A 13855-nucleotide genomic window follows, 5' to 3' on the forward strand; every position below is an offset into this window, starting at 1 on the left:
TCTGTTTTTGGTTAAGACATGAGCAGAACTACCGGCGCAGCTACTAGAACCATAAGCACCAGCAAAATACCCACGAGGGGAAATACGAGCTTGGATGATGCTTCCTCTCCGCGCGATCTGGCGATTGCCTTGCGCTTCTCCCACAGAGAGTAGGAGAGCTCTCGCAGTGCTAGCACGAAATGCTCCCCGCCGCGGCTATAATTCAGCAGCAGCACAGTCGTAAAAACCGATACCTCCTGCACGGCGCACCGCCTATTAAACCTCTCCATCGCTGAGCTGAAGGATTGACCATTGCGAAGCGATGACACCGCATCGTTCAACTCCTTATAGAGCGGGTGCTGCAAAGGCTCCTTCCCTTCCAGACATCTCGCCAATGCTTTCTGTACCGTCTCCCCGGCGCCAACGAGCAGCATCAGCTTGCTCAGCATATCCGGAAGCCCTGTAATCATTTGCTGCTTGCGCTGCTCTACACGCCGTCCCGCTTCCGCGAATGGCCGTATCGTAAGCACGATGCCAAATACGGCACCCACCGCAAGCAAATTTGGCTCCTGCCCGAGCAGACTCAACCAGGCACAGCCCGTTAAGGCTGCATACCCGGTGCCGAAAGCGGCAGCCGCCTCTGCCTTCGTCCGCTCAATAGACCAGTCGCTGTCCATCAACAGGAGCAGCCTCATATGATAGCTGCTCATAGGCAGCTGAAGGGAATCGAACAGATGGAGCCGCTCAAGCAAACGCATAAACGGATTTATTAAGCAAAGCTGCTTAAGCTGCTGCCTTGCCTGATCACCGTGCCGTTTTCTGCCCGGCAGCCGAAGCCAAATCGAATGAAGCGCCCCGCCTCCAGCTGAATAAAGCCATATCACCGTTAGAGTAACAGCGGAAATCGCTGCAGCCATGATTTCCCCTCCCTTCTCCGTTACATCCGGATGCTCATCATTTTCGCCATCAACCAAAAGCAGAGGAGCAAAAAAAGAAGTGCAGCCGTCAACAATAAATAGCCGATCCCTCCATAGAGAGGAGCCATATAATCGGGGGCAGCCAAGCTTAGAAAAGCAAGAAAAACGAAAGGCACCGCCATCATAATCCGTCCCTCGAATCTTTTCTGAGCGATCATGACGGAAATTTCCTGCTCGATTTCCAGCTTTTCTCCAATAATGACCGAGGTTCGTTTCATGACCTCAAGCAGATCACCGCCCGAGCGCTTGCAGGCTGACAAAGCATCCACGAACTGAGTGATTTCATCGACATCCGCACGATCAGCGAAGTTGCGAAGGGCATACTCAAGCGGCTCGGCGTTATCCAACCGGAAGCGTACAATTTGGAATTCCAGCAAAAGCTCAGTTCGCGGATCCGGATAAAGCAGCCTCAAATCATCAAGCGTGGACAAAAATGCGTTTTCGAGAGAACGCCCGGCTGCAAGCGAGGATGTCAGCGAAAATAAAGCTTCCTTAAATTGCAGCTTCAAACGTTCCTTACGCTGCGCCAGCAGCGAATTCCGCCTATGCCTGGGCGCGATAATGCCAAGAGCCGCCGCCATGAATGAAAGGATAGCCGAATGATAAAATAGATAGACGGCTCCATAAATAAGCAAGGCTGCCGCTATTGCCGCGACGATAAACTGTTTTCGGCTTAGATGGTATTGCCCATAATTCGTTAAAAACCGGCCCGCTCGAATATTTGCCATCGCTGCTTCGCTTTCCCAGCCGCACCATTCAAGCGCTTTCTGCATTCTTCCGCCTTTCAAGCGATCAGGACGATTCCATTTACTAACTGCGCTAGTGCTGCTCATACCGCCATTCCTCCGTTTAAGGTATTCCCTGCCATCTTCAGCTTATCAATCTGAACAAGCGGATTCGCTGTTCGCTTAAGACCGCCGAGTATATGTCCGTTCCGCTCCCCCTCCTCCTCAAAGAGGAAAAGCGGATTAAGCTGCACTTCACCCGCTTCCATGCCTACGACCTCGCATATTTCCGTAACTTTACGCGACCGGTCCCGGAATCTAGACAAATGAATAACGATATCGATAGCAGACGCAATTTGCTGACGGATAACCTGCACGGGCAATTCAGCCGCGCTAAGCACCATAGTCTCAAGGCGGGCCAGCATATCCTTTGCCCCATTGCTGTGGCCGGTAGACATGCTTCCCTGATGGCCAGTATTGAGTGCCTGCAGCATATCTAATGCCTCCCCTCCGCGCACCTCGCCGACGATGATCCGATTAGGACGCATCCTCAGCGATGCCCGGATGAGATCACGGATCGTAATCTCTCCTTTCCCCTCCGTATTGGCATTTCGCGTCTCCATCGAAACTAGATTCGGAATCGTACGAATTTGCAGCTCCGCCGAGTCTTCAATCGTTACGATTCGCTCGTCCGCTCCGATAAATTGCGACAATGCATTTAGAAAGGTTGTTTTTCCCGTTCCCGTGCCGCCGCTTATGAAAATGTTATATTTCGCCCCGATCATCCCTTTCAGGAATGATGCGGCTTCTATAGAAAGCGAGCCGATTGACACAAGCTGCTCCATCGTCAGCGGCTGCTCGGGAAACTTTCGAATTGTCATGCAAGGTCCTTTCAGCGCTACCGGCGGCAGCACGACATGTACCCTGGAGCCATCCTTCAGACGAGCGTCGACAATTGGAGATGACTCATTAACGACGCGGTTCACGCTTGCTACGACCGTCTGAATTAAATCCTCCAAACGCTCTCTGCTTTCGAATGAAACCGGAAGCAGCGTCATTCGCCCCCTTCGTTCAACGAAAATTTCCGCATGATGGTTAATCATAATTTCACTGACGGAAGCATCCTCCATAAGCGGCTGCAAAATATCCAGCCCTCTAAACGAATGGAACAGCCTTCGTACGAGCTTCACCTTCTCGTTTGCCGTAAGGGGATGGCGCTCGCACCATTCGAATACGATCTCTTCTACGATTCTCATAAGGCTGTCATCTGACAGCGCGCCGCTAAAATCTATTTTTGCCCGCACTTTGTTGCGCAGCTCCAGCACCGTCTTATCGCTCAACAAACGAACTCCCTCCTTCAAGGCAAAGATGCTTGAACAGCTTATCTGCCGCCGCCCTGAATGAAGGCGATGACAGCAGCTTCGCTTGGCCAGCACCGCGCCATTCTGGTACCTCCGGCAGCTGGACCTGGGCATAGGCCAAACCGTTCATCTCGCTTAATGAGACGCGTTCGGCTTGTGCTGCACGATTGGTTACGAATACGAATTTAGGGGACAAACGTTTAAATCTCTCCCCCCACTTCTGCTCCCCATAGCGAAGAGCCATCCTTTGCTTGATACTCACTGAGACATCGCCGTTAAGCATCCATAGCACCTGATTCGACTGTTCGAAAATAGCGGTATGCAGCTCTTCCAGCCCACTATCCAAATCGATAACGATAAGGTCGTATTGCCCGCTCCGGGCAATGACGTCCACTAAGTCAGCCGCTTCTTCCCCGCTAAGCGTCATCCGGTCCTCCAAATTCGTGCAGGCGGCCAAATAATCGCTCTGAAGCAGCGCGTCCCGCTTTCGATGCTCCATCAGCCACGTCACCGATTGCTCCGGCTGTGCCTTAAGACCATACAGCAGCTCAGACAATCCTTCGCCTAGCGCTTCCCCGCCGCTGCTGCCATCGCCATAACGCTGCGGTTTAAGCCACATTTCCGACGTGTTCCACCGCTCAAGGTTCAAATAAAACGTCCGGTAACGATGCGTACTCGCGGCTTGCGCCAAATGCAGGGCCAAGGCGGTTTTTCCGGTTCCGCCCGATGCCGAGTAAACCGAAATAACCTTCACCCCGGGCATCTTCTCCGAGGCTTCAGCCGTTTGGACAGGATGGGCGGCGGCTCTGGCATGAATCTCCGTTAAACGCTGCAGCAGCAGCGGAAGCGGCTGATATTGATGCAGCTCATGCACCTCTTCGCTATCTCCCGGCTTCAATACAAGCGCAGCAGTAGGCATGCTCGGCAGCTCATCTTTCATCTCCTTAAGCAGCTCAGGTTGTGCGGCTAACAAGTCAATTTTGTAGCCCTGCTTCACATACCGCTTGCACGCATCCGCATGCGTGAAGGCAACCACCTGCCACTGCTCGCCAAACTTGCTGTCTCGAATATAATCGGCTAAGCGTTTCGAATATTCCTGCTCCTTTACCGCCACTGCAAGCTGATATTTGTTCAACTGAATTCCCCTCCTTTCAGCTAAGAAAACACAAAAAAAGCACCGTAGAAGGCGCAGATAGCTGCGTCCTTGTACGGTGCTTCCGTGTTCGAATCTTTAACTTTGTATAAAATTTACCATATTCTTATTCCATCCGTCAATATAGGAATTTACTTCTGTTTTCCCCAATCGCTTAAAAACTTCTCGATACCGATATCGGTAAGCGGGTGCTTCCAAAGCGACGGCAGCAGCGAGCCTGGAATTGTCGCGATATGCGCCCCGGCAATTGCCGCTTGCTCCAGATGGCCGATATGACGTATGCTGGCAACAATAATTTCAGTGGAATATCCATAGTTACGAATGATGGCATTCAGGTCTCGGACCAGCTTCAAGCCTTCTACGCCGATATCGTCCAGTCTTCCGACGAATGGACTAATAAAGGTTGCGCCTGCTTTCGCTGCCATCAGCCCTTGCGCTGCGGAGAACACGAGCGTCACATTCGTTTGAATGCCTTTCTCCGAAAGCGCATGCGTCGCGTACAGCCCGTCCTCCGTCAGCGGCAGCTTAATAACAACATTCGGAGCCCATTCTGCTATTTCAAAAGCTTCCTTCAGCATATCAGCGGCTTTCGTCCCGATAACCTCAGCGCTGACAGGACCGGTTACGATACTGCAAATTTCCTGAATAACTTCTTTAAAATCCCGTCCTTCTTTCGCAATGAGCGAAGGGTTAGTCGTAACCCCATCAACGAGTCCAAGCTTAGCAATCCGTTTAATTTCCTCTACGTTTGCTGTATCCAAGAAAAATTTCATATCCGGCCATCTCCCTTTTTGCTAATGGAAAAATAGTTTAATTTCCCGCTCCGCGCTTTCAATAGAGTCAGACCCATGGATGATATTGCTCGCAACGTCGATCGCAAAATCACCGCGGATCGTCCCTGCAAGCGCGTCAGACGGATTCGTCGCACCAATAAGCGCTCTCGCGTTTTTGATCGCGTCCTTGCCTTCCCATATCATGGCGAATATTGGTCCCGAAACAATAAAATCGACCAGCTCGTCAAAAAACACCTTTGAGCGCAAATGCTCATAATGGTGCTCAGCATGCTCTCTTGTTAATTGCATGACCTTCGCATCTACAAGCTTAAAGCCTTTCTCTTCAAAGCGACTGACAATGCGGCCTACCAAACTGCGTGCATACCCGTCCGGCTTAACCATAACAAATGTTCTATCCATTTAGAATCCCCCTTCTCTAACGGTATAGCCATTTATTTGTTAAGCCATTCAGTAATAATGCCGGCAGTCTCTTCAATTGCACGATTTGTGACATCAATAACAGGACAATTCAATGATTTCATAACGGATTCCGCATATTTAAGCTCTTCTTGAATCCGCTCAGTCGTCGCATATTGCGCTGAGGCAGGCAGCCCCAGCGTCTTCAGCCGTTCGGAGCGGATTTCAAGCAGATGCTCTGCTTGCATCGTTAAGCCGATGATCAGCCGTCCGGGCGCAGGCTTCAATTCCTCGGGCGGATTGACCTCGGGCATAAGCGGCAGGTTAGCCGTCTTGATTCCTTTATGGGACAAAAATATGCTAAGCGGCGTCTTCGACGTCCGCGATACCCCAATTAACACGACCTGCGCCTGCATGAATCCCCGCGCATCCTTGCCGTCATCATACCTCACCGCAAATTCAATCGCATCCATCCGACGATGGTACGCATCGTCAATAGAATGCAGCAGCCCCGGCTCCCGCTTCGGAAAGCTGCCGAACGTATCAACATAAGCCTGCATCATCGGTCCCATGACATCTACTGCCCGAACGCCGGCTCTAAGCGCCTCTTCCTTCATTAGCTCCCTAAGCTCCGGCTGAACAAGCGTGTAACTGATAAAGCCTCCTGTGCTGACGGCTTCGGCAATGATACGCAAAATCTCATCCTCGGACTTGATATGCCCGTAGCGCTTTATTTTCACATGTTCGGATGAAAATTGACGCAAAGTTGCCTTTGCCACCGCTTCCGCCGTTTCGCCGACAGCATCGGAGCATACATATATGATTTGCTCTGTCATAACTCTGGCTCCCCCAATTCCCCATCCATCGCGATGTCCGCCATCAGACGTATAATGTTCGACTTTGATACCCAGCCGGTTACTTCCGGATCAGCAGCCTGCTCCTCGCGGGGAACAATGACTGGCAGACAATCAATCTGATGGAGCGACATTTTACGAATCGCATCCATAACGGAATCATCGGGCATCAGCGTCACAATATTCGGATAACGGGTCATTACCATACTGACGGGAATAGATATTGCGCCAGCGTTGCCAAGTGTTATTTTGAGCAAATCCTTAGGAGTTACGATACCGACGAACCGCTTCTGCTCATTTACGACAAGAAGGGTGTCAGCATTCTCGGTAAACAATGTAATGACCGCATCATGCACGGACAAAGAATCCGGTACATTGACGGGAACCCCCTGTACCTCTCTCACCTTCATACTGTTGAATTGCTGCAAAGGCTCACTGCTCGTTCGATAGGTGTTGCCGAGAAAATAACCGACCTTTGGCTTCGCATCAAGCAAACCAAGCATAACGAGTAGTGATAAATCCGAGCGCAGCGTCGGCCTGCTGACACTAAGATTTTCTGCTAGCTGTTCACCGGTAATCGGCGCATGCCTCTTTACGAGATCAAGAAGCTCCAATTGCCGAGTGGATAACTGAATCGTACTCTCCTCCAATCTGTATATGAGTCATAATAAATGATATAATACCACTATTCGAAAAATAATATATCATACTCATGCTTTGTTCACAATAAATAGCAGTATTACTCTGTGAATATGACTTTATACAAGGCTTGAGTGCCGCTGTTTTCTTCACCGAGCGCAATAACCTGCTCGTACAAGGAGCGTGCCAGCAATAAGCCAGGCAATGGCAGTCCCATTTCATCGGCCGATTCAATCGCAATTTTAATATCCTTCATGAAATGCTTTACATAGAACCCTGGCGAAAAATCTCCGTTAATGATGCGTGGACCCAGATTCGACAGAGACCAGCTGCCTGCCGCGCCGGCTTCGATGCTCATCAGCACCTTGCCTGGTTCCAGACCCGCCCGCTTCGCATACGCGAGAGCTTCGCTCACGCCAATCATATTGGATGCAATCGCAATTTGATTGCACATTTTGGTGAATTGACCGGAGCCGGCAGCGCCTTGGTGTACGATGTTTTTACCTATCAAATTGAACAGCGGCAGAACCGCTTCAAAGGCTTCTACCGAGCCGCCGGCCATGATCGATAATCTAGCTTCCCTAGCGCCTATATCTCCTCCAGAGACGGGAGCATCAAGCGCCGCAAGCCCTCTGTTTCCAGCCTCCAGCCCAATACGCTTAGCAAGGGATGGACTGGACGTAGTCATATCAATCAGTACGCTATTAGAACGTGCATGCCGCAAAAGGCCTGAATCTCCGAAATACACCTCTTCCACATCAGCAGGATAACCGAGCATCGTAATGATAACATCAGAATACTCAGCTACCGACTTTGGCGACTCATGCCAGACGGCCCCTTTCAACACCAACGAATCCGTTCTCGACTTTGTTCGATTATAAACATTTACTTTATAGCCGCCGCTAAGCAAATGTCCCGCCATACTCGCACCCATGATGCCTGTCCCGATAAAACCGATCACGCTCTCTTGATTGATGGCCAGCTCTGTCAATTGCACTCCGCCTCTCAATAATAGGTCTAATATAATTTCAAAACAGGAAGATTCCATCCGAAAAACGGCAATCACCCTCAAAGCGGCCGTTTTTTCAGTCTCTTTGAGGGTCGTAGATTGTCAAACTATTTTAAAAAATATCAGTTTGTCATGTCGATAAACTGATCAACATCAACCGCAGTCAGAGCAACGGCGTCCTGCCAAAAATCTTTCTCCTCCACATTTACGCCGAGATGCGCCTTAGCAAGCTCCTCAACGCTCATTCGACCGGTATCGCGAAGCAAGGCGACATATTGGTTTTTGAAATCCGGCCCTTCCTTCAACGCTTTGGCATAAATTCCCGCACTGAACAAATAACCAAACGTATAAGGGAAGTTGTAGAAAGGCACGTCTGTTAAGTAGAAATGCAGCTTCGAAGCCCAGAAATGAGGGTGAACCTCGCCAAGCATATCGCAATATGCTTCCCGCTGCGCCTCCTCCATTAAAGCATTAAGCTCTTCGACTGACATCAGGCCTTCGCTGCGGCGCGCATAGAAGCGGGTTTCGAATAAAAACCGGGCATGAATATTCATAAAGAAGGCTACAGACCGCTGGATTTTGTCCTCAAGCAGTCCAAGCTTCTCCTCGGGATCCGCTGCAGCCTTCATAGCGCGGTCAGATACGATCAGCTCTGCAAACGTAGAAGCCGTCTCCGCCACATTCATCGCATACTCTTGCGATAAGGCAGGCAAATCATTCATGACATGTTGATGATACGCGTGACCAAGCTCATGGGCCAGCGTGGAGATGTTCGAGGCGGTACCCGAATAGGTCATGAAAATACGGGTTTGTCCGCTCTTCGGAAAAGCGGTACAGAAGCCGCCGGGGCGCTTGCCGGGACGATCCTCAGCCTCGATCCAGCCTTCACGGAAGGCCAGCTCTGCGAAGTCGGCCAGTTCAGGGCTGAACGTTCGGAACTGCTCTAAAATAAAAGCAGCCGCTTCATCATAAGGAATCGTTTTCGTCGCGGAGCCGACCGGCGCTTCGATATCATGCCAGTCAAGCTTGTCGACGCCCAGCAGCTTAGCTTTGCGCTCAAGATAACGGACAAGCACCTGCTTGCTTTCTTGTATGGCAGACCACATCGCATTTAGCGTCGCTTCGCTCATGCGGTTTATTTGCAGCGGCTCCTTAAGCACAGATAGCCATCCGCGCTTCTCGTAAAGCTTCAAACGGAATCCGGAAATCCGGTTTAGCGTCTCAGCGCATAAATCGGCTTGCGCCGACCACTCGCGCTCCCATTCTGCGAATGCTGCCTGGCGAATCCCGCGGTCCCCATCGGATAGCCGGTTATGCATTTGACCAGCGGATAAAATGTTCTTCTCGCCGTCCTTGCCGGTATCGGTAAATTTCGCTCTTGATACGATCACGTTATAATAATCGCCCCAGCCATGGTAACCGTCCACTGCCAAATCTCCTGCGAGCGCCTCCAGCTCCGGAGCCATCTTTTGCTTTGCGAGCTCCCGGCGTTCAGTCAAATTAAAAGCTACCTCGGCAAGCTTCTCATGCTCAAGCAGCTTGGGCCACTCGTTATCATCAAGTCCGCGCAGTCTGTTATCGAAGCGGGTAAGTACGCCAAGAAACTTTGCCGCTAACGTTTTCACGCGATCGCCACGCGCATTAGCTGTGGTGTCCTTTACGTTTTGAGCCAATAAACAGGAGACGAACGACTCCGATTGGCGCAGTCTAATTAAGACGCTTTGGAGCAGCTCCGTCATGGCCCCGATTTCTGAAGCGGTACTGCTTCCTTCCTCTGAAAGCACGGCATCCAGCTTCACAATATCCTCGTCAATCCCTTTCAGCTCTTGCAGGAAAGCAGCCGAATTTGAGCCTCCCTCATAAAAAACGTCTAAATCCCAGCTTTGCGGATATCCCTTATTCATCTGTTTCCATCCTCTCCTCCATAAAAAAAAGCCGGGAAGCGTCCGCGTTTTTATTTGCGCAAACCTTCCCGGCGGTGTATAACTTAATTATATCCAGATTGGAGGAACTTCACCATGTCTAAACCATTGCAAATTTCGGCCGATACGGCGGTTAAACTGTCCGAGCAGCTTGGCATACCGTTAGAGCACTTGATGCATATGCCTCGTCATATCCTGCTGCAGAAGCTGGCAGAACTTGCTAAGACCGATTCGCCAGCAGTACCCGAGAGCGAAGAAAAATCATGATTCCGTTCGAAAAAGCATGGCCTTATGACCTTATTATGGGTGATCTCTATGTATCAAGCTGTCCGTTTTGCCAAACAGACAATGTGCTGCTTCCCGTAAAGCCAGCAGAAATTCAGGACATTCAGCAAGGCATGAAACGATTGCTCGTCTTTCCGTGCTGCCGGAATAAAGTGACCATTGTTGACGCAGACCGGGATTACTTGCTGACCGACCGCGTTCTCAGGAAAAAAATCCACTAAGCGGAAGTAGAAATCGTTTGCTCAGACATGACCGGGCTGTCACCCTGAGATGTGTCGCCGGATGCGTTTACCGATCTGGCTTCCGTTTCCTCGCGGATAAGCTGCCATTGCTCGCGGCTGGCGCGAATTATCGCGGCATCAACGATTTTCTTGTCGTTTACGACGCGGGAGAACCACCGTACAGCATCGTTCCATTCACCGATTCGACGATTCAGCTCTCCGATCAGATACATCAGCTTTGCGTTGTTAAGCGCAACTCCCTCAACCTCGTAAACCCGTATGTATGCCTGCAGGGCAAACTGCAGAAACCGTTTTTCGTCATTGTGATTCTCTTCATAACGGAATAACCAAGCAATATGATGCAAAATCCCTGCAATCACGCGGTCTTTCTCGCCTATCGCCTGCGCGGAGAGAAGCGCTAGCTTGTAGCTGGCCATTGCTTGTTTCGCGCTTCGCACACCGCAATAATCCTGATTTTCCCAGTGGATTTTTCGTGGTACTGCTTTTTTTGTTGATCGTTCAACCGCTCCATACCATTCTCAGTCGAGGCAAAGCCGCAATTTGGACAAACCCGGACAACATAAAAGTCAGGGTTTACTTCCGGTTTATAGTAACCGCAAAAGTCAGTATCCGTTTTAACCGCTCTTTTGAAGCTAGGTCTAACTCGCGATGTCATAAACGTAAATTCACAGCAAATGCATTTGATTTTAGATTGGTAGAGTGGTTCCATTAGGATCACGTCTCCTCTTCAGATGTATTCACAAAGTGGTGTGCAGGTCCGGTTAGTCTGTCTATAACAATCTTTTGCAGCGTTTCATCTATTCCAACCTCTTGCAGTGCTCTGCGCATGCAGTCCAGCCACGCTCCCGCACGCTCAGGGGTAATTGCAAAGGGTAAATGCCTGGCCCGCATCATCGGATGCCCATACTTATCGGAGTATAGCGAGGGACCTCCGAAAAACTGGGTCAAAAATAAATATTGCTTCTCAATGACAGGATCAATGTCCGGCGGGAATAAGGGCCCGAGTAACGGATGAGCTTGTACCTTTGGATAGAAGGATTCAACAATTAGCCTTAAAGTCTCAGCTCCGCCTAACGCTTCATAAAGGCTTATATTCCTATTCATCGTCAAAATCATCTCCATATTGTAGGTATTTAGTATTATATCACAAATTTTTTTTTTGCAGGAAACAAAAAAAAGCCCGTAGCGTTCTCATACGGGCTTCATCATATAGTTCGTTTTACCCATCAACCCTCATAGTCCTCTTCCCCAGGCGCTGTAAGAGATTCTCGAATGACATAGACGAAAGCACATACCAAGATGCCAGCGATTATACTCATACTCATCACTCCAACCATTTCAAAGGTAAATCTATTGTACCATAAAAAATGCAGGAATCCAGCATTTTTGGAAGCGGTTTCTTTATCAAATAATAATTATTTTTAATCGGGGGCAAGTGATGGATGTTCCACTAACGTCATATACGTGTAGGAGGGGTTGTACCTGATCGTTTTTTTGCTCTTGCATATCCCATTTAAATAAATGAGGAGGCGGTCTTTATGCTGCGCGCTTTCGTTCATCCGTTATCCATAACCGCCCTTGGCGCACTAATAATTGTGCTGCTAATGACCGTTTTTCCGACCGAAACGCTGCACTCCTCGCTTCGCGGTCTCTCTATCTGGTGGCAGGTGCTTTTCCCGGCATTATTCCCTTTTTTCGTCATCTCGGAGATACTGCTCGGATTCGGTATCGTACATTTTTTCGGCAAGCTGCTGGATCCGTTTATGAGGCCTTTATTTCGGCTTCCCGGCATAGGCGGCTTTGTCGTTACAATGGGTTACATTTCCGGATATCCGGTAGGCGCGCGTCTAACGGCCCAGCTCTGGGAGCAGCGGCTCATCAATCGGACGGAGGGCGAGCGGTTAGTTGCTTTTACAACGACGTCTGATCCTATTTTCCTAATCGGGGCCGTTTCGGTCGGCTTCTTTCAAAACGCGGCGCTTGCGCCAGTGCTTGCTGCGGCTCACTATGGCGGCGGACTGATTATCGGCTTCCTCATGCGCTTCCACGATCGTCATGCGCCGCTGTCCGCTGTTAAAAAAAGCATCGATATCGCAGGCGGACTAAAAAAACGCCGTCCTTCGCGAATAGCCGAAGCGCTCAAGGCGATGCATGAGGCCCGCTTGCTTGATGGCCGAGGACTCGGAAGGCTGCTTCAGGATTCCGTCCAATCGGCGCTTCGGCTTATGATTGTCGTTGGCGGGTTAGTCGTTTTTTTCTCCGTCGTCATGGAGATGCTTACTCATGCCGGTATCGTTGAAGCACTGGCTGAAGCGCTCCGATATTGGTTCGGCTTAATCGGACTGCCAAAGCCGCTGGCGGATGCTGGCATATTCGGCTTGTTCGAGGTAACGCTTGGCGCCCGCGCAGCAGGCACAGCGGGCACGGGGCTCATGCATCAAGCCGCGCTTGCCGCCTGGGTGCTGTCATGGGGCGGCTTGTCGGTTCATGCACAAATCGCAAGCCTGCTCAGCAGAACCGATTTGCGTTATCGTCCCTTTTTTCTGGCCAGACTGCTGCACAGCTTTATTGCGATGGCGCTTGTTTACTTGCTTTGGGGCTGGCTGAGCCCCTAATTCCCTCCCAAGAGCGTGATGCTCATTGAATTTAATAGCAATTTCCTTTATCATCTTAAGTACTATGGAGATCGGAAGGAGATTTACCTTTGAAGTATGCGGTTATTGATCGAGGCGATTCTTTATCCAGAACGTTAGCAGAGAAATTTCATACATTAGCTGCAGAGCGCGGCTTCACAAGGAATGATGAAGCGCCGGAAATTGTCATTTCCATCGGGGGAGACGGAACGCTTCTGCTAGCCTTTCATAAGTACGTAGATCAAATTACGAATGTCGCATTTGTCGGCGTACATACAGGCCATCTCGGCTTCTATGCCGACTGGCAGGCAGACGAGCTTGAGGAGCTAGTATCGATGATGGCTCAAGAAACGCCAAGAATAGTCAGATACCCGCTTGCGGAGATTGAGCTTGAGACGCCGACAGAATCCCGCCATTACTTAGCCTTAAATGAATTTACGCTCAAGGGCGTAGATGGAACACTTGTCGCTCAAATTAACATTAATGATGAGATGTTCGAAATGTTCCGCGGCGACGGTATCGTGATCTCTACCCCTTCGGGGAGCACCGCGTATAACAAAAGTTTAGGCGGCGCCATCGTCCATCCGTCGATAGAATCGCTGCAAATCGCGGAAATCGCATCGATCAACAATCGCGTGTACCGTACACTCGGATCATCCGTGCTGCTGCCGCAGCATCATCATTGCGATATCCTTTCCAAAAAAGAGCAGCGGCTCCAGCTCACAATCGACCATCTCAGCATCACGCGAATCGACATTCGCTCCATACGCTGCAACGTATCCAGCCGCAAGGTCAGCTTTGCCCGCTATCGTCCGTTTCCTTTCTGGAACCGGGTACGGGAAGCATTCCTTGGCTACGACGTTCGATAAGAAATTTGCCCGTTAAT

The 13855-nt window shown here is 50.2% G+C and carries 15 protein-coding genes and 1 pseudogene; 4 read left to right on the plus strand and 12 right to left on the minus strand.

Translation table 11 applies throughout. The features are described 5' to 3' along the window. Positions 1-11 precede the first annotated feature (11 nt). From ASG81_RS06150 to ASG81_RS06195, 10 genes are all read right to left on the minus strand, one after another. A complete protein-coding gene (locus tag ASG81_RS06150; RefSeq protein WP_056630588.1) occupies positions 12-896 on the minus strand; it encodes a type II secretion system F family protein in 885 nt (294 codons plus the stop codon). A 20-nt stretch (positions 897-916) separates the two neighbouring features. After that, complete coding sequence (locus ASG81_RS06155; RefSeq protein WP_056630593.1) at positions 917-1789, minus strand: type II secretion system F family protein; 873 nt, start codon at positions 1787-1789, stop codon at positions 917-919. Next, complete coding sequence (locus ASG81_RS06160) at positions 1786-3021, minus strand: CpaF family protein (protein WP_056630735.1); 1236 nt, start codon at positions 3019-3021, stop codon at positions 1786-1788. Before ASG81_RS06160 ends, ASG81_RS06155 begins: the two co-directional genes overlap by 4 nt. Beyond that, entirely contained in the window at positions 3011-4177 is a 1167-nt protein-coding gene (locus ASG81_RS32535) for a hypothetical protein (RefSeq protein ID WP_056630595.1), read from the minus strand. The genes ASG81_RS06160 and ASG81_RS32535 overlap by 11 nt, the downstream gene beginning before the upstream one ends. Positions 4178-4326: 149 nt before the next feature. Next, positions 4327-4968: a fructose-6-phosphate aldolase gene (gene fsa, locus ASG81_RS06170; protein ID WP_056630600.1), complete on the minus strand. Its 642-nt coding sequence runs from the start codon at positions 4966-4968 to the stop codon at positions 4327-4329. A 21-nt stretch (positions 4969-4989) separates the two neighbouring features. Beyond that, positions 4990-5388: a nucleoside-diphosphate kinase gene (gene ndk, locus ASG81_RS06175; protein ID WP_056630603.1), complete on the minus strand. Its 399-nt coding sequence runs from the start codon at positions 5386-5388 to the stop codon at positions 4990-4992. Between the two features lie 32 nt (positions 5389-5420). Then, positions 5421-6221: a pyruvate, water dikinase regulatory protein gene (locus ASG81_RS06180; RefSeq protein ID WP_056630606.1), complete on the minus strand. Its 801-nt coding sequence runs from the start codon at positions 6219-6221 to the stop codon at positions 5421-5423. Then, positions 6218-6889 carry a CBS domain-containing protein gene (locus ASG81_RS06185; protein ID WP_235548753.1) on the minus strand — a complete coding sequence of 224 codons (672 nt, stop codon included), beginning with the start codon at positions 6887-6889 and terminating at the stop codon, positions 6218-6220. Before ASG81_RS06185 ends, ASG81_RS06180 begins: the two co-directional genes overlap by 4 nt. 89 nt (positions 6890-6978) lie before the next feature. Further along, the gene (locus ASG81_RS06190; RefSeq protein ID WP_056630738.1) at positions 6979-7860 is read right to left on the minus strand and encodes an NAD(P)-dependent oxidoreductase; all 882 of its coding nucleotides are present in this window, start codon (positions 7858-7860) and stop codon (positions 6979-6981) included. A 149-nt stretch (positions 7861-8009) separates the two neighbouring features. Further along, positions 8010-9791, minus strand: coding sequence for a M3 family oligoendopeptidase (locus ASG81_RS06195; protein WP_056630611.1), 1782 nt, complete (start codon positions 9789-9791; stop codon positions 8010-8012). A gap of 114 nt (positions 9792-9905) precedes the next feature. Here ASG81_RS06195 and ASG81_RS29610 point away from each other — a divergent pair, with 114 nt between their 5' ends. Together ASG81_RS29610 and ASG81_RS06200 are read left to right on the plus strand one after the other, a co-directional pair. Next, complete coding sequence (locus tag ASG81_RS29610) at positions 9906-10076, plus strand: YycC family protein (protein ID WP_081417162.1); 171 nt, start codon at positions 9906-9908, stop codon at positions 10074-10076. After that, positions 10073-10315, plus strand: a complete 243-nt coding sequence (locus tag ASG81_RS06200; RefSeq protein WP_056630614.1) for a hypothetical protein — start codon at positions 10073-10075, stop codon at positions 10313-10315. The genes ASG81_RS29610 and ASG81_RS06200 overlap by 4 nt, the downstream gene beginning before the upstream one ends. A 155-nt stretch (positions 10316-10470) precedes the next feature. Here ASG81_RS06200 and ASG81_RS06205 read toward each other — a convergent pair. Then, positions 10471-11045, minus strand: a pseudogene (locus ASG81_RS06205) (DUF2225 domain-containing protein); the annotation flags it as partial. Between the two features lie 5 nt (positions 11046-11050). Further along, positions 11051-11440, minus strand: a complete 390-nt coding sequence (locus ASG81_RS06210) for a globin domain-containing protein (RefSeq protein ID WP_056630618.1) — start codon at positions 11438-11440, stop codon at positions 11051-11053. A 434-nt stretch (positions 11441-11874) separates the two neighbouring features. Here ASG81_RS06210 and ylbJ point away from each other — a divergent pair, with 434 nt between their 5' ends. Together ylbJ and ASG81_RS06220 are read left to right on the plus strand one after the other, a co-directional pair. Next, entirely contained in the window at positions 11875-12951 is a 1077-nt protein-coding gene (gene ylbJ, locus ASG81_RS06215; protein ID WP_056630620.1) for a sporulation integral membrane protein YlbJ, read from the plus strand. An 89-nt stretch (positions 12952-13040) separates the two neighbouring features. Then, a complete protein-coding gene (locus ASG81_RS06220) occupies positions 13041-13838 on the plus strand; it encodes an NAD kinase (RefSeq protein WP_056630623.1) in 798 nt (265 codons plus the stop codon). Positions 13839-13855 lie beyond the last annotated feature (17 nt).

The organism is Paenibacillus sp. Soil522 (assembly GCF_001428245.1).
Lineage (GTDB): Bacteria > Bacillota > Bacilli > Paenibacillales > Paenibacillaceae > Pristimantibacillus.